This is a genomic window from Bradyrhizobium sp. SZCCHNR1017, from assembly GCF_032381375.1.
In the GTDB taxonomy this organism is placed as follows: domain Bacteria; phylum Pseudomonadota; class Alphaproteobacteria; order Rhizobiales; family Xanthobacteraceae; genus Bradyrhizobium.
The window spans coordinates 382,948-407,320 of record NZ_JAUHIR010000005.1 but is presented as its reverse complement, the minus strand read 5'-3'; the positions used below and the strand labels follow the sequence as shown (position 1 = coordinate 407,320).

Annotated in this window: 23 protein-coding genes; 12 read left to right on the top strand and 11 right to left on the bottom strand. The window is 65.8% G+C overall.

The annotated features are described in order from the left end of the window. The first annotated feature begins 380 nt into the window (after positions 1 to 380). Positions 381 to 1,598 (top strand): bifunctional alpha/beta hydrolase/OsmC family protein, encoded by a 1,218-nt coding sequence (locus QW863_RS16325; protein WP_315715776.1) that lies wholly within the window; start codon positions 381 to 383, stop codon positions 1,596 to 1,598. A 192-nt stretch (positions 1,599 to 1,790) separates the two neighbouring features. On the opposite strand, the gene QW863_RS16320 is transcribed toward QW863_RS16325, so the two are convergent. Then, positions 1,791 to 2,837, bottom strand: a complete 1,047-nt coding sequence (locus tag QW863_RS16320) for a YeeE/YedE family protein (protein ID WP_315715828.1) — start codon at positions 2,835 to 2,837, stop codon at positions 1,791 to 1,793. A 232-nt stretch (positions 2,838 to 3,069) separates the two neighbouring features. Here QW863_RS16320 and paaI point away from each other — a divergent pair, with 232 nt between their 5' ends. Beyond that, positions 3,070 to 3,519, top strand: a complete 450-nt coding sequence (gene paaI / locus QW863_RS16315; RefSeq protein WP_315715775.1) for a hydroxyphenylacetyl-CoA thioesterase PaaI — start codon at positions 3,070 to 3,072, stop codon at positions 3,517 to 3,519. Positions 3,520 to 3,562: 43 nt separating this feature from the next. After that, positions 3,563 to 4,891, top strand: coding sequence for a phenylacetate--CoA ligase PaaK (paaK, locus tag QW863_RS16310; protein WP_315715773.1), 1,329 nt, complete (start codon positions 3,563 to 3,565; stop codon positions 4,889 to 4,891). A gap of 138 nt (positions 4,892 to 5,029) precedes the next feature. Here paaK and paaE read toward each other — a convergent pair whose 3' ends face one another. The 8 genes from paaE to QW863_RS16270 all read right to left on the bottom strand — a co-directional run bounded on the left by paaE (position 5,030) and on the right by QW863_RS16270 (position 11,434). Continuing rightward, a complete protein-coding gene (gene paaE / locus QW863_RS16305; protein ID WP_315715772.1) occupies positions 5,030 to 6,109 on the bottom strand; it encodes a 1,2-phenylacetyl-CoA epoxidase subunit PaaE in 1,080 nt (359 codons plus the stop codon). A gap of 139 nt (positions 6,110 to 6,248) precedes the next feature. Beyond that, complete coding sequence (gene paaD / locus QW863_RS16300) at positions 6,249 to 6,752, bottom strand: 1,2-phenylacetyl-CoA epoxidase subunit PaaD (protein ID WP_315715771.1); 504 nt, start codon at positions 6,750 to 6,752, stop codon at positions 6,249 to 6,251. Beyond that, the gene (paaC, locus tag QW863_RS16295) at positions 6,746 to 7,522 is read right to left on the bottom strand and encodes a 1,2-phenylacetyl-CoA epoxidase subunit PaaC (protein WP_315715770.1); all 777 of its coding nucleotides are present in this window, start codon (positions 7,520 to 7,522) and stop codon (positions 6,746 to 6,748) included. Before paaC ends, paaD begins: the two co-directional genes overlap by 7 nt. Positions 7,523 to 7,651: 129 nt before the next feature. Continuing rightward, on the bottom strand, positions 7,652 to 7,939 hold the full coding sequence (gene paaB / locus QW863_RS16290) for a 1,2-phenylacetyl-CoA epoxidase subunit PaaB (RefSeq protein ID WP_315715769.1): 288 nt from the start codon (positions 7,937 to 7,939) through the stop codon (positions 7,652 to 7,654). Between the two features lie 15 nt (positions 7,940 to 7,954). Then, the gene (gene paaA, locus QW863_RS16285; RefSeq protein ID WP_315715768.1) at positions 7,955 to 8,944 is read right to left on the bottom strand and encodes a 1,2-phenylacetyl-CoA epoxidase subunit PaaA; all 990 of its coding nucleotides are present in this window, start codon (positions 8,942 to 8,944) and stop codon (positions 7,955 to 7,957) included. A gap of 79 nt (positions 8,945 to 9,023) precedes the next feature. Then, positions 9,024 to 9,905, bottom strand: coding sequence for a phenylacetic acid degradation operon negative regulatory protein PaaX (paaX, locus tag QW863_RS16280; protein ID WP_315715767.1), 882 nt, complete (start codon positions 9,903 to 9,905; stop codon positions 9,024 to 9,026). A gap of 90 nt (positions 9,906 to 9,995) precedes the next feature. Continuing rightward, on the bottom strand, positions 9,996 to 10,472 hold the full coding sequence (locus QW863_RS16275) for a phasin (protein WP_315715766.1): 477 nt from the start codon (positions 10,470 to 10,472) through the stop codon (positions 9,996 to 9,998). Between the two features lie 188 nt (positions 10,473 to 10,660). Next, a complete protein-coding gene (locus tag QW863_RS16270; RefSeq protein WP_315715827.1) occupies positions 10,661 to 11,434 on the bottom strand; it encodes a hypothetical protein in 774 nt (257 codons plus the stop codon). A gap of 146 nt (positions 11,435 to 11,580) precedes the next feature. Between QW863_RS16270 and QW863_RS16265 the strand changes: the two genes are divergently transcribed. Continuing rightward, entirely contained in the window at positions 11,581 to 12,501 is a 921-nt protein-coding gene (locus QW863_RS16265; protein ID WP_315715765.1) for an alpha/beta hydrolase, read from the top strand. 99 nt (positions 12,502 to 12,600) lie between these two features. Here the strand turns inward: QW863_RS16265 and QW863_RS16260 are convergent, their stop codons facing one another. Together QW863_RS16260 and QW863_RS16255 are read right to left on the bottom strand one after the other, a co-directional pair. Further along, positions 12,601 to 13,605, bottom strand: coding sequence for an alpha/beta hydrolase (locus QW863_RS16260; protein ID WP_315715764.1), 1,005 nt, complete (start codon positions 13,603 to 13,605; stop codon positions 12,601 to 12,603). Positions 13,606 to 13,743: 138 nt separating this feature from the next. After that, positions 13,744 to 14,004: a DUF6489 family protein gene (locus tag QW863_RS16255; RefSeq protein ID WP_315715763.1), complete on the bottom strand. Its 261-nt coding sequence runs from the start codon at positions 14,002 to 14,004 to the stop codon at positions 13,744 to 13,746. Between the two features lie 525 nt (positions 14,005 to 14,529). Here QW863_RS16255 and QW863_RS16250 point away from each other — a divergent pair. The 8 genes from QW863_RS16250 (at position 14,530) to QW863_RS16215 (ending at position 24,365) form a co-directional block, all read left to right on the top strand. Beyond that, positions 14,530 to 16,125, top strand: a complete 1,596-nt coding sequence (locus QW863_RS16250) for an ABC transporter substrate-binding protein (protein WP_315715762.1) — start codon at positions 14,530 to 14,532, stop codon at positions 16,123 to 16,125. Between the two features lie 108 nt (positions 16,126 to 16,233). After that, positions 16,234 to 17,214, top strand: coding sequence for an ABC transporter permease (locus QW863_RS16245; RefSeq protein ID WP_315715761.1), 981 nt, complete (start codon positions 16,234 to 16,236; stop codon positions 17,212 to 17,214). Between the two features lie 2 nt (positions 17,215 to 17,216). Continuing rightward, positions 17,217 to 18,182, top strand: coding sequence for an ABC transporter permease (locus QW863_RS16240; RefSeq protein WP_315715760.1), 966 nt, complete (start codon positions 17,217 to 17,219; stop codon positions 18,180 to 18,182). Between the two features lie 34 nt (positions 18,183 to 18,216). Next, positions 18,217 to 19,200: an ABC transporter ATP-binding protein gene (locus QW863_RS16235; protein ID WP_315715759.1), complete on the top strand. Its 984-nt coding sequence runs from the start codon at positions 18,217 to 18,219 to the stop codon at positions 19,198 to 19,200. Next, positions 19,197 to 20,192: an oligopeptide/dipeptide ABC transporter ATP-binding protein gene (locus tag QW863_RS16230; RefSeq protein WP_315715758.1), complete on the top strand. Its 996-nt coding sequence runs from the start codon at positions 19,197 to 19,199 to the stop codon at positions 20,190 to 20,192. The genes QW863_RS16235 and QW863_RS16230 overlap by 4 nt, the downstream gene beginning before the upstream one ends. A gap of 48 nt (positions 20,193 to 20,240) precedes the next feature. Further along, a complete protein-coding gene (locus QW863_RS16225; RefSeq protein WP_315715757.1) occupies positions 20,241 to 22,043 on the top strand; it encodes a gamma-glutamyltransferase family protein in 1,803 nt (600 codons plus the stop codon). A 15-nt stretch (positions 22,044 to 22,058) separates the two neighbouring features. Next, positions 22,059 to 22,769 (top strand): DUF1028 domain-containing protein, encoded by a 711-nt coding sequence (locus QW863_RS16220; RefSeq protein ID WP_315715756.1) that lies wholly within the window; start codon positions 22,059 to 22,061, stop codon positions 22,767 to 22,769. Between the two features lie 84 nt (positions 22,770 to 22,853). Further along, positions 22,854 to 24,365, top strand: a complete 1,512-nt coding sequence (locus QW863_RS16215; protein WP_315715826.1) for an ABC transporter substrate-binding protein — start codon at positions 22,854 to 22,856, stop codon at positions 24,363 to 24,365. The last annotated feature ends 8 nt before the right edge of the window (positions 24,366 to 24,373 follow it).

Below are 24,373 nucleotides of genomic sequence, written 5' to 3'. Positions count from 1 at the left end.
GGCGCCGCGGTGCTGGCGTCAAGTCGTGGTGCGGATGACGCGCATCGCGATGACGGGGGCAAGAAAGCCGTTCCCCGGAGAGAGCACGTATAAGCCGTTCCAACCATTGCGCAGGGAAGGCCGGGATGTCCTCAGCCGTACCTGTGGTTCTGCCGCCTGCATTTTTTCCGCAGGCGGGCCATGGGGGCGGCAGGCTCCCGACCTTCCCTGCGCCCTCTTGTTTCAAGAGGGTGGAAGATCCGCGGAGCTCGGGCCGTGCAGGCCGCGAGGGTATGCCACCATGTCTGCGCGTATGGCCAGATCTGTTGTATGACAACGGGGAACGATGCCGTGTCATCGCCTCGCACGGCGGTGAAGACGCAACGGATGGAGACCACATCATGCCGACCGAACGTTTCCAGTTTGAAGGCGCAGGCGGCGACAAGCTCTCCGCGGCGCTCGATCTGCCTGATGGCGCGCCGCGGGCCTATGCGCTGTTCGCGCATTGCTTCTCCTGCGGCAAGGACACGCATGCGGCGCGGCGCATTGCCATGGCGCTGACGGCCCATGGCATCGCCGTGCTGCGGTTCGACTTCACCGGCCTGGGCTCCAGCGAAGGCGACTTCGCCAACACGACGTTCTCCTCCAACGTCGCCGACCTCGTCCGCGCCGCCAATCATCTGCGCGAGACCCGACAGCCGCCGGCGATCCTGATCGGCCACAGCCTCGGCGGAGCCGCCGTGCTGGCCGCCGCCGGCGACATTCCCGATGCGAAAGCCGTGGTGACGATCGCGGCGCCCTCCGACCCGGGCCACGTCACCGCGCTATTCAAGGACAGCCTCGAGGCGATCCGCCGCGACGGCTCGGCCGAGGTCTCGCTCGCGGGCCGTCCGTTCCGCATCAGCAGCTCGTTCCTCGACGACGTCGTCGAGCAGCGCCTGCTCGACAGGGTCAAGCATCTGCACAAGGCGCTGCTGGTGATGCACTCGCCTGTCGACGACACCGTCGGCATCGACAACGCGACGAAGATCTTCGTCGCCGCCAGGCATCCGAAGAGCTTCATCTCGCTCGATCACGCTGATCATCTCATCAGCAGGAAGGAGGACGCAGCCTACATCGCCGAGGTGATCGCGAGCTGGGCCGGCCGTTACGTCGCGCCGGCGGCCGCCGAGCCGGCGCCCGCGGATGGTCCGCGCGACGTGGTCGTGCGCGAGACCCGGTCGAGCAAGCTGCAGCAGGCCATCGCGCTCGGCCCGCATCATCTCACCGCCGACGAGCCGCTCTCGGTCGGCGGCCAGGACACCGGCCCGGGCCCCTACGACCTCCTGCTCGCGGCGCTCGGCGCCTGCACCTCGATGACGATGCGGCTCTATGCCGACCGCAAATTCCTGCCGCTCGACCGCATCACGGTCACCTTGCGCCACAGCAAGATCCATGCGGAGGACTGCGCGGAGTGCGAGACCAAGGTCGGGCTGATCGATCAGCTCGACCGCGAGATCCACCTGGACGGCGCGCTCGATCAGGAGCAGCGCAGGAAGCTGATGGAGATCGCCGACAAATGCCCGGTGCACCGGACGCTGACGTCGGAGATCCGTATCGTCACGCGCGCGACGGAGTGAGCTCATTCGGCTGAGTCACAACCACCGTCATTCCGGGGCAAGGCCGCGAGGCCTTGAACCCGGAATCCCGAGATTGTCCTGCGTCCATTTCCGGCAATGTCGAGATTCCGGGCTCAATCGCCGACGCACAGCCGCTTCGCGACTTCGCACCGACGATTGCCCCGGAACGACGGTGGTCGTGACACAATGAGACTAACGCGCGGCCTGCGGCTCGCTCTTCAGCGGCCTGACGCGCAACGCTCCGCGCAGGCCGGCCGCCGTGCCGATGAAGATTCCCGCGACGGCGACGAAGGACGGCAGCGCCAGGGTCGACAGCCCTGTCAGGCCCTGCCCGACCGAGCAGCCCAGCGCCATCACGCCGCCGATGCCCATCAGCGCGGCGCCGCCAACCGAGCGCAGCATGTGATGCGGAGAGTGGAAGCCTTCGAGCTTGAAGCGCCGCGTCGCCACCGCGGTGACGAGGCTGCCGGCGAGCACCCCGGCCACGGTGGCGATGCCGAAATTGGCGGTCGAGCCGGTCGACAGCATGATGTATTGCAGGGCATCGGCGATCGGCGCGACGAAGGTCAGGGACGCGACCGGCACGGGGTTGAAATCGTCCGCGCCGAGAGTGCCGGTCGCGAACCAGCCGGCCGCGATCAGCAGGCCGACGACGAGGCCGGCGAGCATCTGGCCGGGCGCGCGCCGGAATGGCGCATGCGCAAGGGCGAAGACGATCAGCGCGCCGCCGAGCCCGAGGGCCGGCAGCAGCCGCGCCGCTGCACCATGCAGGCCACCGACCGACAGCACAGCCGGCAGCGACGTCGCGGTCGCCGTGGTCTGCGAGCCCTGCATCAGCGCGATGCGCAGCGGCGCGATCAGGCCCTTCAACGTCATCTCCGCCGCGATCGCGAGCACGGTCACGACGACGAAGGAGCGCAGATTGCCGCGGCCGAGCAGCACCAGCGCGCGCGAACCGCAACCGTTGGCGAGCACCATGCCGTAGCCGAACAGAACACCGCCCAAGAGCATCAGTGGCACCGAGAACGTCGGCTGCAGATAGATCGACTTGCCGAGATCGACGGCGCCGTTGGCCGCGAGCAGCTGTGTGGCGATGATGGCGATGCCCATCGCCAGGGCGTAAGTTCGCACCAGCCGGCGGTCGCCGTCGGCCCACCAGCCGCGCAGGCTGCTCATCATGCAGAAGCCGCTGAGCAGCCCCACCACGCCATAGACCAGGCCGATCACGAGACCGGCCATCATGGCCAGATTGGCGGCTTCGGGCACGTTCGGGAATCCTTCCGGTTGCAGACAACACGCGCGTTGCGCAGGCAGCGCTTTCGCTTGACGCGCGCAGAATATTTGCCACGATGTCGCACCTAACTAGATGAGAATGCTTGTTCCAACAAGCATCGACGGGAGAGAACGCCGTGATTTCAGAAGCGCATCCTCAGGGGTGGCCGACGCATTGCGCATGCATGGAGGCCGCACGGTGAGCGGCGTGGCGACACTTTCCGCCGACGCTCTCGCCCGCGCCTGCGCCGACGCGATGTGGCAGGATGACCGCGCCAGCCAGGGGCTCGGCATGCACATCGTCGAGATCGGCCCCGGACGCGCCGCGCTGCAGATGACGGTGCAGCCGCACATGGTCAACGGCCACGGCATCGCCCATGGCGGCTTCATCTTCACGCTGGCCGATTCCGCCTTCGCCTTTGCCTGCAACTCGCACAACGACCGCACCGTGGCCGCACAGGGCAGCATCAGCTTCATCCGCCCCGGCAAGCTCGGCGACGTTCTGCTTGCTCGCGCGCACGAGGTATCCCGCAGCGGGCGCTCAGGCATCTATGATGTCCGCGTTACGGCAGGCGACACGGTGATCGCCGAATTCCGCGGCCATTCCCGCAGCATCGGCGGCACGCTGGTCCCGGCCGCCGCGAGCTGATCCGCTTCCCTATCGCCCCGCGCCCCTGCCGGAGGACCTGACCATGACATCGACCAAGCTTCAATCGACCGGCAGCTACGTTCCCGAGATGGACGCAGCCGAGCGAGCCTCGCGCGACGAGATCATGGCGCTGCAGACGAGCCGGCTCGCCTGGTCGCTGAAGCACGCCTACGACAACGTCGCCCATTACCGCCGCGCCTTCGACAAGGCGGGGGTGCATCCCTCCGACTTCCGCGAGCTCGCCGACCTCGCCAAGTTTCCGTTCACGGTGAAGACCGACCTGCGCGACAATTACCCGTTCAACATGTTCGCCGTGCCGCGCGAGCAACTGGTAAGGGTACACGCCTCCTCGGGCACGACCGGCAAGCCGATCGTGGTCGGCTATACCAGGAACGACATCGCGACCTGGTCGGCCGTGATGGCCCGCTCGATCCGCGCCGCCGGCGGCAGGAGCGGCATGATCATCCACAACGCCTACGGCTATGGCCTGTTCACCGGCGGCCTCGGCGTCCATTACGGCGCCGAGCAGCTCGGCTGCACGGTGGTGCCCATCTCCGGCGGCATGACCGAGCGGCAGGTGCAGCTGATCAATGATTTCCGCCCTGACATCATCACCGTGACGCCAAGCTACATGCTGGCAATCCTCGACGAGTTCAAGCGTCAGGGCCTCGATCCGCGGCAGAGCTCGCTCAGGATCGGCATCTTCGGCGCCGAGCCGTGGACCAATGCGATGCGCGCCGAGATCGAGGATGCGTTCGCGATGGACGCCACCGACATCTACGGCCTGTCCGAGGTGATCGGCCCTGGTGTGGCGCAGGAATGCCTGGAGACCAAGGACGGGCTGCACATCTGGGAGGATCATTTCTATCCGGAGATCGTCGATCCCGACACCGGCAAGGTGCTGCCCGACGGCGAGATGGGCGAACTGGTGTTCACCTCGTTGACCAAGGAGGCCTTTCCCGTCATCCGCTATCGCACCCGCGATCTGACGCGGCTGCTGCCGGGCACCGCGCGGCCGGGAATGCGACGGATGGAGAAGGTCACGGGCCGCTCCGACGACATGATCATCCTGCGCGGCGTCAACCTGTTCCCGTCACAGATCGAGGAGATCCTGCTGTCGACCGAGTGGTGCGGCGGCCATTTCATGCTGGAGCTGACGCGCGAGGGCCGCATGGACGAGCTGACCATCTACGCGGAGTCGCGCCCCGAGCATTGGGACGAGAGCGGCCTCGGCGCGCACGCCGAGCGCATCTCCATCCACATCAAGAACACCATTGGCCTCACGGCAAAGGTGAAAGTCGTCCCGCCCGACACGCTGGAGCGCTCGGCCGGCAAGGCGAAACGGATCAAGGACAAGCGGCCGGTGGGGTAATTGTTGGTGTCGCGAGTGTGAGGTTCGGCAAATGGTCGCGGCTCGTCCTTGCGAGCGAAGCGAAGCAATCCAGGGCAGCGCGAAGATTCTGGATTGCTTGGTCGCTTCGCTCCTCGCAATGACGGCGAGCGTAGTTCCTCACATATGATCGTAGTCCACCACCACCCGCTCCGTCACCGGCCTGGCCTGGCACGTCAGCACGAACCCCGCTTTCAGCTCCCAAGGCTCGAGCGAGTAGTTCAGCTCCATCTCGGCCTTGCCCTCGACCAGCTTGGCGCGGCAGGTGGAGCACATGCCGCCCTTGCAGGCGAAGGGCAAGTCGACACCGGCACGCAGCGCGGCGTCGAGGATGGCTTCGCCGTCGGCGACCGGAACCTCGCGGCGCTTGCCGTCGATGATCAGGGCGGCGATGGCCTTCGGCGGCGCCGAGTCCGGAACGACAATCTTGGTCCGCGGCTTGCCGCCGGCGCCGGAGACGAAGCGCTCGACATGGACGCGGTCGTCGGAGATCCCGAGCGCGCGGCAGGCGGCCTCGATATCCTCGCTCATCCCGATGGGACCGCAGATGAAGACGTGATCGACGGTCTCGGCCGGCACCAGCGAGCGCAGCAGCACGCGCACCTTCTCGCCATCGAGCCGGCCGTGCAGGATCGGCAGATCCTGCTCCTCGCCGGAGATGACGTGGAACAGCGAGAAGCGGTCGAGGAAGCGATCCTTAAGCTCCTCGAGCTCTTCGCGGAACAGCATGCCTGCGGTGGTGCGGTTACCGTAGAACAGGAAGAAGCGGCTGTGCGGCTCCCGCGCCAGCACGGCCTTCACGATCGAGAGGATCGGCGTGATTCCGGAGCCGGCCGCGAAGCCGACATGGATGCGGGCCGCCTCAGGCTGCAGCGCGACACCGAAGCGGCCGGTCGGCGTCATCACGTCGATCTCGTCGCCGCGCTTCAGTTCGTCAGTGACGAAGCTGGAGAACGCGCCGCCATCGACGCGCTTCACCGCGATGCGGATCTCGTCATCATCGGGGCCGGAGCAGATCGAATAGGAGCGCCGCACCTCCTCGCCGCCGAGCGTGGTCTTCAACGTGAGATATTGCCCCGGCGCGAACTGATAGTCCGCCGCCAGCTCGTTCGGAATCGCAAAGGTCAGCGACACGGCATCGGGCGCCTCGCGGCGCAGGTCACGGATAGCGAGACGGTGGAAGCGTGGCGTGGTCGACATCGGGTTCATCCTCCCGTCATTGCGAGGAGCGAAGCGACGAAGCAATCCAGGACCGCGCGCGGGACTCTGGATCGCTTCCGCCTACGCCCTTCGGGCTTCGGCGGACAAAGTCGCTGCGCTCGCGATGACGGCTGCTGCATCAGTGGCACTTGAAATAATCGAACGGCTCGCGGCACGATCTGCAGCGCCACAGCGCCTTGCACGAGGTCGAGCCGAACTCGGCGAGTTGCTCGGTATCGACGGATCCGCATTGCGGACACGCGACCTCGGCCACGCCGAACAGAGCGCGGCGCCCGCTCGACGGCTGCGGCGGCGCGATGCCGTACTCCCGCAGCTTGCGCCGCCCCGCCTCGCTCATCCAGTCCGTGGTCCAGGCCGGCGACAGCACTGTGCGAACGTGGGTCTCACGGAAGCCGGCGCGCTCGAGCGCCAGCTCGATCTCCAGCGCGATCATGTTCATCGCCGGACAGCCCGAATAGGTCGGCGTGATCGCGACCTCGACGCGGTCGCCGACGACCTCGACCTCGCGCAGGACGCCGAGATCGTCGATCGTCAGCACCGGAATTTCCGGATCGACCACCGATGCCGCGGCGTCCCAGGCGCGCTGGCGCAGCTCGGCCGGGCTGAAATCCGCAACTACCATGTCGCACCGGGAAAGCTGCGCTGCATGTATTGCAGCTCGCAGAGGAGATGGCCGAGATGCTCGCTGTGCCGGCCGTCGCGGCCGCCCTGCTGCATCCACTCGTTCTCCGGCAGCATCAGGGTCGCCTCGCGCGCGACATGCGACACGCTCGACAGCCATTCCGGCAGCAGCATCGTCGGATCGATCGCGATACCCGCGTCGATCAGACCGCGCTCACTCTCGTCGACGCTGAACATCTCGCCGGTATAGGGCCAGAGGTCATCGATCGCGGCTTGCGCGCGGGCGTGGCTTTCGTCGGTGCCGTCACCGAGCCGGATCACCCATTCGCTGGCGTGGCGCAAATGATAGGCGCATTCCTTCTCCGACTTGGCCGCGATCGCCGCCAGGGTCGCATCGGTCGAGCCCATCATGCCGCGCCAATACAGATCGGCGAACGCCGCGTAGAACAGCTGCCGCACCATCGTGTGCGCGAAGTCGCCATTTGGACGCTCGACCAGCAGCAGGTTGCGATACTGCCTGACATCCCGGAGATAAGCGAGCTTGTCCTCGTCATTGTCGCGACCCTCGACCTTGGCGGCGTAGCCGTAGAGCTCGCGCGCCTGACCGATCAGATCGAGCGCCATGTTGGACAGCGCCATGTCCTCTTCGAGAACAGGCGCATGGCCGCACCATTCGGAGAGGCGATGGCCGAGGATCAGCGCATCATCGGCGCGGCGCAAGGTGTAGAGCACCAGCGGCGTTTCGCAGACGGTGATCGAGGGAGCGGTCATGGTTGTGATCCGATCAGGCCCGCCACGAACTCAGCCATTGCGAGCGCAGCAATCCAGGGATTCATCCGAGCCGGCAGTCTGGATTGCTTCGCTGCGCTCGCAATGACGACGGCTGACGGCCGTCCGCACTCACATATGCCCGACTTCCTCGGGCACATCGTAGAACGTCGGATGCCGATAGATCTTCGACTCCGCCGGCTCGAACATCATGCCCTTGTCGGCAGGATCGGACGCGGTGATCGCGCTCGACGGCACCACCCAGATCGACAGGCCCTCGCCGCGGCGGGTGTAGAGATCGCGCGCCGCCTGCAGTGCCATGGTCGCATCCGGCGCGTGCAGCGAGCCGCAATGCTTGTGCGCAAGCCCGTTGCGGCTGCGGATGAAGACTTCCCACAACGGCGTGTTCGGCGTCGCCATTTCGATCTCCCTGTCCTATTCGGCAGCCTGCGCCATCCGGCGCCGCGCGCGCTTCTCGGCGTAGGCGGTCGCGGCCTCGCGCACCCAGGCGCCCTCGGCATGCGCCTTGCGGCGCGCGGCCATGCGATCGCGGTTGCACGGGCCGTTGCCGGCCAGCACCTGCTTGAACTCGTTCCAGTCGATCGGGCCGTGCACCCAATGGCCCTGCTCGTCCTGCGTCATCTCGGGATCGGGAATGGTGAGCCCGAGATACTGCGCCTGCGGCACGGTGGCATCGATGAACTTCTGGCGCAGCTCGTCGTTCGAGAAGCGCTTGATCTTCCACTTGGTCGAGGTGTCGCTGTGCTGGCTGGCCTGGTCGGGCGGGCCGAACATCATCAGCACCGGCCACCACCAGCGGTTCAGCGCGTCCTGCGCCATCGCCTTCTGCTCGGGCGTGCCGCGGCAGAGCGTGAGCATGATCTCGTAGCCCTGCCGCTGATGGAACGATTCCTCCTTGCAGACGCGGATCATCGCACGCGCATAGGGACCATAGGAACAGCGGCACAACGGAATCTGGTTCATGATCGCGGCGCCGTCGACCAGCCAGCCGATCACACCGATGTCTGCCCAGGTCAGGGTCGGGTAGTTGAAGATCGAGGAGTACTTGGCCTTGCCGGCGAGCATCGCATCGACCAGCTCCTCGCGCGAGGCGCCGAGCGTCTCGGCGGCGGCGTAGAGATACAGCCCGTGGCCGCACTCGTCCTGGACCTTGGCGAGCAACGCTGCCTTGCGGCGCAGGCTCGGCGCGCGCGTGATCCAGTTGCCCTCGGGCAGCATGCCGACGATTTCGGAATGGGCGTGTTGCGAGATCTGCCGGACCAGCGTCTTGCGATAGGCCGCCGGCATCCAATCGTTCGGCTCGATGCGCTCTTCGGCATCGATGCGCGCCTGAAAGCGCGAGGCGCGTCCAGCGTCCTCGGCGAAGCTGCCCTCCTCGGGCGAATTGAGCGCCTGCGTGTACATTGCGGCGGCGTCCTCCCAGGACTTGGTTGACGCCAATATATAACGAGATTTCATCCGTGCAATCGAATTCTGTAATATATCAACGGACCGCATTCTCAACGGCGAAACGCCGCAGCAGCGCCGCTCCGGCCGCCGGCAGAGGCCCCTCCTCATTTGTTGCATGCGCGTCGAGCCAGCGCTCGGAACCCGGCAGCAGCAACCGATAAATCTCGCCGCACAGCGCCCGGGCCTGCCGTCCAGGCCAATTCCCCGGCAGCAGCTCGGCCGGCAGCAGCGGATCGCGCAGCACGATGCGCCGATAGTGGTGGATCAGCAGGATCCGGGCGGTGAAGGCCTGCCCGTCGGACAACACCTCGCCGCGCGCGATGCTGTCCTTGAGCGGCGCAAAGGAGGCGCTGAACTTGCGGTACGCCTCCGCCGTCCGCTCCAGCGCCCAGCTCTCGGCGACCAGCCGTCGCGCCATGTCGGAGCCGGCGGACGCTTGCAGGCGGATGGCCCCCTCCACTGCGTCAGGGACGGCGATGCTCGAGGGGGCCACGAACACACCGGGCAGCGGGCTGCCGAAGCCCGCATCGCGCAGCGCAGTCCTCGCCTGCTCGCGATCCTCGGCGCTGCCGATGAGCAGCAGTTCGAAGCTGCCGTTCCATTCCGCCGGCGGCGAATCGTAGATGTGGCGGGTGGCGCCGGCGAAGGTCTGTTCGCCGCGCCGGGTCAGGCGATAGAAGCTGTTGCGTCCTATTCTGCTGCGCTCGAACCAGCCTTCCGCCGTCAGCCGCGACATCGCCGTGCGCACCACGCTGCCGTCGATGGCGAGCCCTTCGAAGAAGGCGAGCAAGCTGCCGAGCCAGACGCTGCCGCCCCGCGGCACGATGGCGTCGCCGAACACGGTGATGATCAGCGAGCCCGTGCGCGACGGCTCGCTCTTCAGTTGATTGACGATGCGGGACAGAGGCTGCGCCATGTCTCCGCTTTATCCGGTTTCGCCTGGTCACAAAAGAAAAGGCCCGCACGATGCGGGCCTTGCAGGTCGATCGGCTGATGCGCGAGGCGATCAGGCGGTCTTGTTGTAGGCCTTGGCCATGTTCTCCTGCGCGAGCTTGGCACCTTCGGTGACGAGCTTGCCGACATACTCGCTGGTCGACTTGGCGCGGGCGACGAGCGCCTCACCGCGGGCACGGGCCAGCTCACCCTGGATCTGAACGGCTTCGCTGATCGACTTGGCGGACGCCAGCCGGTCGATGCCGTCGAAGAAGGCCTCGGTGTCCTGATACAGCGCCTGCTGAATGTTCCGGCTGATCTTGCCGGCCTCGGTCACGCCGTCGAACACGGCGGTCTCGATCGCCGACGTCACCTTCTCGGAGCCAGCGAGGGCCTCCGCAGCGCGCTCCTTGGCGGTCGACGCGGTCTTCTTGACGAACTCCCGCGCGGACTCCGGCACTTCCATCGTCTGCAGGTTCTTGAACGCGTCGGTCACCGGCGCAAAGGCGTCTTTGACGGTGTCGAACACGGTGTTGGTCTCGGTGGTCATGGCTGTCTCCATCCTCAATGCTTCTGAGCTATGGCTCGCTCCGTCCCTTATGAAACCGGAGTGACTCAGCTATATCATTCTGAATGGTGCAACGCAACATAAATGTTGCAACGCACCATCCCGGGATGGGAGGAAAGAACTGGCAACCGCTGAGCGACCCGCCGCACGTCGGAACGTTCGGGTGAACCTCAGTGCTCGGCAGGGGCGCCGCCGTGCTTTTTGTTGCGGTTCTTCCCCGACCGGGCCGGCTCGGCCGGCTTTGGAGCCGCCTCATCAGCCTTGGGCGCGGCGTCGACGGGCTGAGACGGCTTCATCAACGTGTCGAGCATGGCCCGGATCTCGCGCAACTCTGCCTCGATCGCGACTGTCGGTGACGGATCGGGTGCTTTGGCAGCGTTCAGCGTCCGGTCGAGCAATGCTTTGATCTCGCTCAACTGGGGCGTGACGTCGACGGCGGATTTTGCCGCCGGTTGCGGAGCCTTGGTCGCGGCAAGAAGCTCGTTGAGCAAGTCCTTGATCCCCTTCAAGTCCGGCGTGACGTCGCGCGGCGGCGCCACGACTGGCGCCGGCGCCTTGGACGCGGAGAGAAGCGAATCCAGCACGCTCCTGATCTCGTTCAATTGCGGAGCGAGATCGGCGGGCGTCGTCGCGGGCACCTGCGCGGAAGCCAGCAGCTCCTTCAACAACACCCGTGTCTCCGCCAGCTCGCCCTCGATGGAGGCGAGCCGCTCATTCAAGGCGGTGAGCTGACCACGGCTCGGCACGTTCATGCCGGCGAAATAGTTTTCCATCAGATCAACCATGGGCTTCTGTCCGTTTCCTGAACCAGTTGCGGGACCGTCGGAGGATGGACGGGGCGTCACACCCATCGGGCGCAGCCGCGTGAAGGCGCTGAAGCTCTTCTGCATCTCTCCGACCATCTGCTGCCAGAATGCGATCGGGTCGCCAGCTTTGTTCGCCATCGGCACGCTCCTTCAGACCAATACAAGACTCAAACACAACTTATCATAGCACGCCTTCGCTGCGGTGCGGGAGAACTTGTAGCTTGCTTCTCTCGACCAACAGAACCATGCCATAGAGGGTTCCAAGGCCTTGAACGAGGGATCAAGTGACTGCAACTGCTCATCAGCCGCCGCAGACTGTGCGCGCCAACGGTATCGACATCTGCTACGAGATCTTCGGCGACCCGGCGGCCCCTCCCCTCGTGCTGATCATGGGCCTCGGCGGCCAGATGATCATCTGGTACGACGAGTTCTGCGAACAGCTCGCAAGCCGCGGCTTCCGCGTGATCCGCTTCGACAACCGCGACATCGGCCAATCGAGCAAGCTGCATGGCGGCCGCCGGCTGACCCCGTTCGAGCTGATCAAGCTGCGCTTCTTCAACATTCCCGTCTCCGCGCCCTACAAGCTGCTCGACATGGCCAAGGACACGGTCGGCCTGATGGACGCGCTCGACATCAAGTCGGCGCATCTGGTCGGCGCGTCGATGGGCGGCATGATCGCGCAGGAGATCGCGATCTCCTTTCCGCATCGCGTGCGCTCGCTGACGTCGATCATGTCGACGACCGGCAATCCGCGCATCCCGCCGCCGACGCGCGAGGTCGCGATGCTGCTGATGGCGCCGCCGCCGAAGACCAAGGACGACTACATCAAGCGCTTCCAGAAGACCTGGAAGGCGCTGCGCGTCGGCTCATTTCCCGAGGACGAGGTAAATGACGTGGCACTCGCCGAACGCTGCTTCGCGCGCGGCATCAATCCCGCCGGCGTCGGACGTCAGTTGCGCGCGATCCTGGCCTCCGGCAGCCGCAAGCCGCGGCTGCATCTGGTGACGGCGCCGACACTCGTGATCCACGGCAAGGTCGACCCGCTGGTCCATCCCACCGCCGGCAAGGACACGGCGGAGTCGATTCCGAATGCCAAGCTCCTGATGATCGACGGCATGGGTCACGCTACTCCGCGGCCGATGTGGCCGCAGATCATCGACGCAATCGCCGAGCACGCGCACGGCGCTAATGCGCAGGCGGCTTAGGAGAGCCGACGCGCTGCGTCGGCAGGCTTGACGACATCTGTTGTTGTTTGGCTCGGCCGCAGCCTCTCACTCGGACGTGCAATCTGCCTCGGCCGTTCTTCAACCGAACCGTCGCCGGCGCCATTCGATCAGCTTCGCGCTGACCTCCGCGGGCTGCTCCTGCTGCGTCCAATGGCCGCTGTCGCGGACGAGATGTTTCTCCAGGTCCGGCACCAGCTTCTCCATGCCGTCGGCGGCCGAGGGCGGCAGCACGGCGTCGTTCTCCGCCATGATCATCAGCGACGGCACGCGCACCGTTTGATCGAGCCCTTCGGCGCGCTGCCAGTTGCGCGTCATGTTGCGATACCAATTGATGCCGCCGGTGAAGCCGGTGCGCGTGAAGGTGTCGACGAACACCTGCTTCTCCGCCTCCGACAGGATCGGCTGCCGCGTGTCCTTGGCGGCGTCATAGGCTGCGATCATCTGCGGGAACGCCAGGTTGAGCGATGGCGAGGCTGCGATCCCGCCGTCCGGCGGCTCCGTCGGCGGCGTATCGCTGCGCGGCAGCGGCTTGCGCATGAAGGCATCGAAGGTCTCCCCGACACGGCTGCCGAAGATGCGGTCCGGCTCGCGTGCGGGATCCTGGAACTGCACGATGTACATCATGTCGCCGAACCGCTTGCGCATGATGGCGATGGGATCGGCGGGCGCGCGCGGCAGATGCGGCGTGTTGATGCCGACCACGCCCGCGACTCGGTCGGGGTATCGCAGCGGCATCTGCCAGACGACGAAGCCGCCCCAATCGTGACCGACGAAGATCGCCTTGTCGATCTTCAGATGATCGAGCAGGCCGACGAGGTCGGCGGTGAGATGCTCGAGGTCATAGGCCTCGACCGGCTCCGGCCGGTCGGTCGCGCCATAGCCGCGCTGATCGGGTGCGATGACGCGGATGCCGGCCTCGGCCAGCGCCTTGATCTGATGCCGCCAGGAGAAGGCCAGCTCCGGCCAGCCGTGGCAGAGGATCATCGGCGGCCGGTCGCTGACGGGGCCCGCCTCGTAATAGCCCATGCGGATGCCGTTGGTCGTCGCGAACTGCAGCGCCGGCATCCAAGACGGATCGGTCATGCGTCCTCCCCTGAAGTGTTCAGCCGGTCTTTTTCGACCGGTCTTCGGCTCCGGCATGGAGCCTGCCCCATGCCGTGACGTCACGCCACGTCCCTTCGGAGTTCCGCGCAAGCGTAATCCGTGCGGCCGTCGGCCGCGTCAGGCCGACTTCTTGTCGTTCGAGCGGCTGCCGCCGAGGCCTGTCATGGTCAGCATCAGGTCCTGAAACCGTTCGGCCAAGCGGGGATCGAACGTGAACCAGCTCTGCATGATGGCTTCGGGCGTGAGCTTGTCGATGTTGCTCGTCATCTGGTTCTGCAGCCGGTCCATGACCGCAGCCTGCATCGGACCGACATCGGGAAGTCCGAAAAACTGCCGCGCTTCGAGCGGTGTGCAATCGATCTCGATATTGACTTTCATGTCCGCTCCGCTGTTCGAACCATCCCGACGCGAGCCCCGGGCCGGGCTCCCTTCACCAGGAAGACCATCCCGGACTCGCGGCAGGGGGTGTCCAGTATCACCGCGCCGGCCCCCCTCTAGCAAGCGGCGCGTTGCTGCAGGTGCGCAATTCCCGGGACATGGTCAATCCGGCGAGCCCTCAGCCCCATCCCGGAAGCCGCCGCTCGCGTGCGCCGCACAGCGGCGGCGGGGGGATAACCATATCGTTTAGGCTTAAACAAACTGCACTTGTGTGCCGCCGCTGAACTCTGGCAACATATTCGGATCGATCTGCCGCGGGTCGCACGACGCACCGCCAGGCCAGAGCCAACGGGATCAGTTCATTCCGGCGCGGCATCAGACTTGCAAGCATATCGCCCGGCGTCTTGTTGCTTCTTGAAGTTCGTGCAAGAGGCGCTGCAGACAACACGAACTTCGAAGCAAAACAGGCCGGACACAATCGCGCCTGCCGAAAAACCAAGCGTCAAACGCGGAGAATTTGGACATATGTCGGGACGCAAATCCCTGCTCATCGCGGCAGCGGTCGCATTCGGCCTCGCCGTCATGCCAGCTTCGGCCCAGACCCTGCGCTATGCCAACCAGGGCACCCTGAAATCGCTCGATCCCTACACCTTCAAGGAATCGACCACGATTGCGCACCATGCTCACGTCTACGAGGGGCTGACCGCGCGCGACAAGGATCTGAAGATCATCCCCGCGCTGGCCGAGAGCTGGGAAACGCCCGAGCCGACCCGCTGGCGCTTCCATCTGCGCAAGGGCGTCAAGTTCCACAATGGCGAACCCTTCACGGCCGACGACGTGATCTTCTCCGCCGATCGCGTCCGCGCCACCGGTTCCAACTTCCTCTCCAACGTTCCGCCGGACGCAAAATTCATCAAGGTCGACGACTACACCGTCGACGTGAAGCTCGATGCCCCCAATCCCATCCTGATCTCGCAATGGGATACGTGGTACATCATGAGCAAGAAGTGGTGCGAGGACAACAACTCGGTCGCGCCGACGCCGGTGTCGGCAACCACGCCGAGCTACGCCGCGCTGCATGAGAACGGCACCGGCCCCTTCATCATCGAGAGCCATCAGCCCAGTGTGAAGACCGTGTTCAAGGTCAACCCGAACTGGTGGGGCAAGCCCGAGCACAATCTGAAGGAGATCGTGTTCACCACCATCGCCTCCGACGCCACGCGCGTCGCCGCGCTGCTGTCCGGCGAGGTCGACGTCATCGAGCCGGTCCCGGTGCAGGATATCGGCCGCGTCGATTCCAGCCCGAACGCCCAGGTCCTGAAGGGACCGGAGCTGCGCACGATCTTCCTTGGCATGGACGAGACGCGCGACGAGCTCTTGTACTCCAACGTCAAGGGCAAGAACCCGTTCAAGGATATCCGCGTCCGCGAGGCCTTCTACAAGGCGATCGACGTCGAGCTGATCAAGACCCGCGTCATGCGCGGCCTGTCGACCCCGTCGGCGCTGATGATCGCTCCGCAGCTCTATGCGCTGTCGAAGGACTTCACCCGGCCGAAATATGATCCGGACGCCGCCAAGAAGCTGCTGACCGAGGCCGGCTATCCCGACGGCTTCGAGGTCGGCATGGATTGCCCGAACGACCGCTACGTCAACGACGCCGCGATCTGCCAGGCCGTGGTCGGCATGCTCGCCCGCATCGGGGTCAAGGTGAACCTGAACGCCCAGCCCAAGGCGCAGTACTTCGCCAAGGTGCTGAAGCCCGGCGGCTACAACACCTCGTTCTTCCTGCTCGGTTGGACGCCCTCCTCGATGGACGCGCACAACGTGATGCACGACATCATGGGCTGCCGTGACGATGCCAAGGACCCGACCCGGGGCGAGGCCAATCTCGGCAATTACTGCAACAAGGAGTTCGACGCCCTGACCGACAAGGTCCTGGTCGAGACCGATACCGCCAAGCGCAATCAACTGATCAAGCAGGCCTTCGAGATCGGCATCAAGGATTACGGCTACATCCCGCTGCATCAGCAGGCGGTGGCCTGGGGCGTCTCGAAGAAGGTGAAGATTCCGCTGCGCGCCGACAACGCCGTGCTGCTGTTCCTCGCCACCAAGACCGAGTAGTCCAGACGCAACGACAAGTCCCGGAAAGCAGAACTGCTTTTCGGGACTTTTCATTTCCTGCGGCAGGTGCTACGCGCCGCCGCATCTCGAAGGACCTGAAAGGATCAGATGCTCGCCTTCGCGCTTCGCCGAGCAATTCAGGCCATCGGCGTCATGATCGCCGTCGGAATCATCGCGTTCGCCATGTTCCGCTTCGCCGGAGACCCGGTGAGCCAGATCGTGCCGATCGACGCGTCGGCCGCGGAACGGGCCAGCATCCGCCAGTCGCTCGGGCTCGACGATCCCTTCATCGTGCAGTTCGGTCGCTATCTGTTCGACGCGGCGCAGTTCAAGTTCGGCGTCTCCTATCAGTTCCGGCAGCCGGTCTCCGATCTGCTCAAGGAGCGCATGCCCGCCACCCTGGAGCTCGCGGTCTGCGCGACGATCCTGGCGCTGTTCTGCGGCATCCTGATGGGCGTGTTCTCGGCGCTGCACCGCGACTCCCTGCTCGCCAAGCTGTTCCAGATGCTGTCGCTGATCGGCATCTCCCTGCCGACCTTCCTGATCGGCATCCTCCTGATCTACCTGTTCTCGGTCACGCTGGGCTGGCTGCCGTCGTTCGGCCGCGGCGACACCGTCAGGTTCGGCTGGTGGACATCGGGCCTGTTCACCGTCTCCGGCTGGAAGGCGCTCATCATGCCCTCGATCACGCTCGGCCTGTTCCAGATGACCTTGATCATGCGACTGGTTCGCGCCGAGATGCTCGAGGTGCTGCGCACCGACTACATCCGCTTCGCCCGCGCCCGTGGGCTGACCACGCGCGCGATTCATTTCGGCCATGCGCTGCGCAACACGCTGGTGCCGGTGATCACCGTGGTCGGCCTGCAGTTCGGCTCGGTGATCGCGTTCTCGATCATCACCGAGCAGGTGTTCCAATGGCCGGGCATGGGCCTGTTGTTCGTGCAGGCGGTGCAGAATGTCGACATCCCGATCATGGCGGCCTACCTGATGATGGTGTCGCTGATCTTCGTCACCATCAATCTCGTGGTTGATATCCTCTACACCGTGGTCGATCCGCGCCTGCGCGCGACCATCAGCCGTCCGGCCTGATCATGAGCGACGCCGCCCTTCCCCACCCCACGCCCGTCGAGACGCCGCGCGCCGCCGACGGATGGCTGAAGCGTGCGCTTGCGAGCGACCTGTTCTACTCGTTCCGCCGCTCCAAGCTGACGGTCGCCGCGGCCGTGATCACGCTGCTGTTCTTCCTGCTGGCGATCTTCGCGCCGCTGCTGTCGCCGCAAAACCCGTTCGACCCGGCCCAATTGCAGCTGTTGAACTCGCGGATTTCGCCGCTGTGGACCGCCGACGGACAGAGCCCGTTCTTGCTCGGCACCGACGAGCAGGGCCGCGACGTGCTCTCGGCCATCCTCTATGGCCTGCGCATCTCGCTCCTGGTCGGCATTCTCGGCGTTGCCTTTTCCGGCGCGCTCGGCATCGGCCTCGGCCTGATCGCCGGCTATTTCGGCGGCCGGGTCGACACAGTGATCATGCGCATCGCCGACGTCCAGCTCACCTTTCCGCCGATCCTGATTGCGCTGCTGGTCAACGGCATCGCCAAGTCGGTGTCCGGCAACCGGCTGGACTGGCTCAGCATGCTGGTCGTGCTCGTGCTGGCGATCGGCCTCTCCTTCTGGGTGCAATATGCACGCACGGTGCGCAGCTCGGTCCTCGTCGAGAAGAACAAGGATTACGTCGCCGCAGCACAGCTGATCGGCCTGCCCGCGCCGGTCATCATGCTGCGCCACGTGCTGCCCAACACCACCGGTCCCGTGCTGGTGATCGCCACCATCAACCTTGCGCTGGCGATCATCACCGAGGCGACCTTGTCGTTCCTCGGCTCCGGCATGCCCGAAACGATGCCGTCGCTCGGGACCCTGATCCGGATCGGCAACAACTATCTGTTCGCCGGCGAATGGTGGATCGTTGCCTTCCCCGGCATCGCTTTGGCCGGACTGATCCTCGCCATCAACCTGCTCGGCGACTGGCTGCGCGACGCCCTGAACCCGAAACTGCGATGACCCGCGTGAATGCGTCCTTCCGAGGCTTGAGCTCATGACCGCCCCCGTTCTGTCCGTGCGCAACCTGCAGGTCGAGTTCGCGACCCGGCGCGGCACCCTGCGCGCGATCGACGGCGTCTCCTACGACATCGCCAAGGGCGAGGTGCTCGGCGTCGTCGGCGAATCCGGTGCCGGCAAGTCCGTCACCGGCCTCGCCGTGATCGGCCTGATCGATCCTCCGGGCCGCATCTCCGGCGGCGAGATCCAGCTCTCCGGCCTGCGGATCGACAACCTGCCGCCGGAGGAGATGCGCAAGGTGCGCGGCAAGCGCATCGGCATGATCTTCCAGGATCCGCTGACCTCGCTCAATCCGCTGTATCGCGTCGGCGACCAGATCATCGAGACCATCAGGACCCACACCAACCTCACCGAGCAGCAGGCGCGCAAGCGAGCCATCGACCTGCTCGCCGAGGTCGGCATATCGGCGCCCGAGAAGCGCATCGACGGCTATCCGCACGAATTCTCCGGCGGCATGCGCCAGCGCGTCGTGATCGCGTTGGCGCTGTGCGCCGAGCCGGAACTGATCATCGCAGACGAGCCGACCACCGCGCTGGACGTCTCCGTGCAGGCGCAGATCATCTCGCTGATCAAGCGGCTCGGCCGCGACCACGGCACCGCCGTGATGCTGGTGACCCACGACATGGGCGTGATCGCCGAGACCTGCGACCGCGTCGCCGTGATGTATGCCGGCCGCGTCGCCGAGATCGGCCCGGTGCAGGAGGTGATCAACAACCCGCTGCACCCCTACGCCAAGGGGCTGATGGGCGCGATCCCGACGCTCGCGGGCGAGGAGAAGCGGCTGGTGCAGATCCCAGGCTCGATGCCACGACTGTCCGCGATCCCGCCCGGCTGCTCGTTCAATCCGCGCTGCAGCTTCGCCTTCGACCGCTGCCGCGTCGACCGGCCGGAGCCGCTACGCCAGGGCACGCAGGCCGTCGCCTGTCATCTGTACGATCGCGCGACGGAGACCGCGGCATGACCGATTTCGTCGAGGTCAAGAACCTGCGCCGGGTCTTCGACGTCTCGAAACCCTGGCTCAACCGCGTGATCGAGCGTCAGCCGCAGGAGTTCCTGAAGGCGGTCGACGGCGTCAGCTTCGGCATCAGGAAGGGCGAGACCTTCGCGCTGGTCGGCGAATCCGGTTCTGGCAAGACCACGGTCGCGCGCATGGTGGTCGGGCTGCTGGCGCCGACGTCGGGCGAGGTCATCATCGACGGCGTGTCGATGAGCGAAGCGCGCCAGGCCCAGGTGCGGCGCAAGCTGCGCCGCCGCATCCAGATGGTGTTCCAGGATCCTTACGCGAGCCTCAATCCGCGCTTCCGCGTCGATAGCATCATCGCCGAGCCGATCCGCGCCTTTGACATCATCGAGGGTGAGCGCCAGATCAAGGACCGCGTCGGCGAGTTGCTGACGCTGGTCGGCCTGCATCCCGACGACGGCCAGAAATTCCCGCACGAATTCTCTGGCGGGCAGCGTCAGCGCATCGCCATCGCGCGCGCGCTCGCCTCCGAGGCCGAGTTCATCGTCTGCGACGAGCCGACCTCGGCGCTCGACGTCTCCGTGCAGGCGCAGATCCTCAATCTGATGCGCGATTTGCAGGACAAGTTCGGCCTGACCTATCTGTTCATCAGCCACAATCTCGCAGTCGTCCGCCACATGGCGAGCCGCATCGGCGTGATGTATCTCGGCCGCATCGTCGAGATCGCCGATGGCCGCACGCTGTTCAGCGACCCGCGCATGCCCTACACCAAGATGCTGCTCGGCGCAGTGCCGGACCTGTCGATGTCCGGCCGCCAGCGCATTCCGGTCAAAGGCGAGATCCCGAACCCGATCAATCCGCCCTCGGGCTGCACCTTCAACCCACGCTGTCCCCTTGCATTCGATCTCTGTCGGCAGCAGTCGCCCGAACTCATCGGCGGCGTGGCCTGCCATGCGGTGAACCAGCCGGCGAGCGCGGCCGTTCCTGCATGAGGCAACGAGTCGTGGTGCGGACGGACCGATCATCAGAATGAAAGTCACATGAGCTTCATCAACCCCGATCCCTTCACGACCCGCCCCGAGATCGACGGTACCTTCGGCGTCGTCACCTCCACGCACTGGCTCGCCACCGCGGTGGGCATGGCGATGCTGGAGCGCGGCGGCAACGCCTTCGACGCCGGCGTCGCGGCGGCCTTCACCCTGCAGGTGGTGGAGCCGCATTTGAACGGTCCTGGCGGCGACGTGCCGATCATCCTGCACGACGTCAGGCGCGGGCGCACCGAGGTGATCTGCGGCCAGGGCCCGGCGCCATCAGGCGCCACCATCGCGCACTACAAGAACGAAGGCCTCGACATGGTGCCCGGCACCGGCCTGCTCGCGGCCTGCGTGCCCGGCACGTTCGAGTCCTGGATGCTGCTGCTGCGCGACTACGGCACGATGCGGCTGCGCGACGTGCTGGAGCCGGCGATTTCCTACGCGCGCGACGGCTATCCGCTTGTCGAGCGTATCTCGGCGACGATCCAGACCGTGGAGCAGCTGTTCAAGACGCATTGGCCGACCTCGGCCGCGCTCTATCTGCCCAATGGCGAGGTGCCGAGGCCGGGCACGCTGTTCACCAATCCACAGCTCGCGGAAACCTACGCACGCATCCTCAGTGAAGGCGAAAGCGCGGGTGCTGATCGCGACGCGCAGATCGAGCGCGCGCGCAAGGCCTGGTCGCAGGGCTTCGTCGCCGAGGCCATCGACCGTTTCTGCCGGACGCAGGAAGTGATGGACGTCTCGGGTTCGCGCCACAAGGGCGTGCTGACAGCCGACGACATGGCGCGCTGGCAGCCGACCATCGAGGCACCGCTGACCTATCAGTACGGCCGCTACACCGTGTGCAAGGCCGGCGTCTGGAGCCAAGGCCCGGTGCTGCTCCAGCAGCTCGCGCTGCTCAAGGGCTTTGTGCTCGACGGCCTCGATCCGACCGGCCCCGATTTCATTCATTGGCAGATCGAAGCCGCGAAGCTCGCCTTCGCCGATCGCGAGGCCTTCTACGGCGATCCTGCTTTCGCCGACATCCCGATCGAGACGCTGCTGTCGGATGCCTACAACGACGAGCGCCGCAAGCTGATCACCGAAAAGGCCTCGCTCGAGCTGCGTCCCGGCACGCTCGACGGCTACGGCGCCAAGGTGAAGCTGCGCGAGGCCCAAGGCCGCCGCGAGGCCGTCGGCGCAATGGGCTCGGGCGAGCCGACCGTCGGCCGCTTCGGCGAGGTGCGCGGCGACACCGTGCATTTCGACATCATCGATTCCCGAGGCAACATGATCTCGGCGACGCCCTCCGGCGGCTGGCTGCAATCATCGCCGGTCATCCCCGAGCTCGGCTTCTGCCTGGGGACGCGCGCGCAGATGTTCTGGCTCGAGGAGGATCATCCGGCCGCGCTGGTGCCGGGCAAGCGGCCGCGCACGACGCTATCGCCGACCATGGCGCTGCGCGACGGCGAGCCTTATGTGGCCTGGGGTTCGCCCGGCGGCGACCAGCAGGACCAGTGGAACACGCAGTTCTTCCTGCGCCACGTCCATGCCGGCATGAACCTGCAAGAGTCGATCGACGCGCCGGCGTGGCACTCCGAGCATTTCCCGATCTCGTTCTGGCCGCGCACCGCGCGCCCCGGCGTGCTCGTGGTCGAGGGCCGCGTGCCCAAGGCGACCGTCGAGGAGCTGCGCCGCCGCGGCCATGTGGTCGAAGTCGGCCCCGACTGGTCGGAGGGCCGCCTTACCGCGGCCTCCCGCGTGGGCCGCCGCCGCCGCGCCGCGGCCAATCCACGGGGCATGCAGGGTTACGCCGCCGGACGATAAGAGAGCAACGCGACGATGACCTGGTCGATCATTGCCAAGGACGATCTCACCGGCCGGATCGGCATCGCCGTCGCCACCCGCTTCTTCGCCGTCGGCGCGCGCGTGCCCTTCATCGTCGCCGGCCACGGCGGCATCGCCACACAGGCGCTGGTCAATCCCTATTACGGCATCGACGGCGTCACGCTGCTGCGCGACGGCCGGCATCCGCGCGAGATCGTGCAACTGCTGACATCTGCCGATCCCGGCCGCGAGAGCCGCCAGCTCCACATCCTCGATCACAACGGCCAGATTGCCGCCCACACCGGCCGCGACTGCATCGACTGGTGCGGCCATCTCGAAGGCCGTGGCTTTTCGATTGCCGGCAACATGCTGGCCGGCCCGCAGGTGCTGAACGAAACCGCGAACGCGTTTATCGCCAGCCACGCCCTGCCCTTCGCGGAGCGTCTGATCGCAGCCATGAAGGCCGGCGAGGCCGCCGGCGGTGACAAGCGCGGCAAACAGTCGGCCGCTCTTCTGGTCCACGGCAAGGAGGAATGGTCCGAGCTCGATCTGCGTGTCGATGATCACCCCGATCCGCTGGCAGAGCTCGAACGACTGGAGGGCGTTAGCCGCAAGCATTGGGCCGTGTTCCGGCAGTTCATGCCGACGCGCGACAATCCGGCAGGGATTACGGATCGCGCCACGATTGATGCCGGCATCGCCGCCGCGCTCGCGAACCAGACATGACCGAGCCGGAAGGACGGCGCGTGATCGGGGTTGGTATTGATAGGGCAACAACGCAGGCTGCATTCGCGTGAGGGACATCGGATGATGAGGAACTGGTGCTTGGCCGCGGTCGCGGCCGTTGTCGTGGCTTCTTGGGGGCCGGTCGCGCAGGCGCAGACGACCTTGCGCATCGGCCTTGCCGAGGACCCCGACGTTCTCGATCCGACCATGGCCCGCACCTATGTCGGCCGCATCGTCTTCGCCGCGACCTGCGACAAGCTGTTCGACATCGACGACAAGCTCAACATCGTGCCGCAGCTCGCGCTGTCGCAGCAGACCTCGGCCGACGGCAAGGAGGTCACCATCAAGCTCCGGCCCGGCGTCAAGTTTCATGACGGCGAGCCGTTCGACGCTGAGGCCGCCAAGTTCTCGCTCGACCGCCATCTCACCCTCCCCGGCTCGTTCCGCAAGCCGGAGCTGGCCTCGCTCGATCATGTCGACGTCGTCGATCCCTTGACGATCAAGCTGGTGTTGAAAGCGCCGTTCTCGCCGCTGATCGCCCAGCTCACCGACCGCGCCGGCATGATGGTGTCGCCGAAGGCGGCCAAGGAGGCCGGCGACAAGTTCGGCCTGCATCCGGTCTGCGCCGGTCCCTACAAGTTCGTCGAGCGCGTCCAGCAGGACCGCATCGTGTTCGAGAAGTTCGCCGACTACTGGAACAAGGACAACGTCTTCATCGACAGGATCGTCTACCAGCCGATCGTCGACGCCACGGTGCGGCTGGCGAACCTGAAGTCCGGAGCCCTCGACCTGATCGAGCGCGTGCTCGCCACCGACATCAAGGACGTGCGCGCCGATTCCAAGCTTGCGCTGTCGACCGCGATCGAGCTCGGCTATCAGGGCATCACGCTCAACATCGGCAAGGACAAGGCCAAGGGCCCACTCAGCCAGTCCGCGAAGGTGCGCCAGGCGCTCGATCTCGCGATCGACCGCGAGGCGCTCAACCAGGTGGTCTTCAACGGCGAATTCATGCCGGGCAACCAGTGGGTCAATCCCTCGCATCCCTATTATCAGAAGGCCTTCCCGGTGCGTGCCCGCGATGTCGAGAAGGCAAAGGCGCTGCTGAAAGAGGCCGGCGTGACGACGCCTGTCGCGGTCGACTTCATGGTACCGAAGGGCGCCGAGACCGAGGCGGCCGCCCAGGTCGTACAGTCGATGGCCGCCGAGGCCGGCTTCGACATGAAGATCCGAGTGACGGAGTTTGCGACCTCGTTGAAGCAGGCCGAGGCCGGCGACTATCAGGCGTTCATGTTGTCATGGAGCGGCCGGATCGATCCCGACGGCAACAGCTACGTGTTCCTGCACAGCAACGCGCCGCAGAACTACAGCGTCTGGGCCAACGCCGAGGCCGACAAGGCGCTCAGCGACGCACGGCTGGTGACCGACATGGCCCAGCGCAAGGCGCTTTACGAGAAGCTGACCAAGCTCGAGATCGAGGACGAGCCGATTCTCTACCTCTACCACCGACGCATCCTGATCGCGCACACCAAGAAGCTCGAGGGCTACAAGCAGATGCCGGACGGCCTGGTGCGCGTGATCGGCCTGAAGCTGAAGTGAGCAGTCAC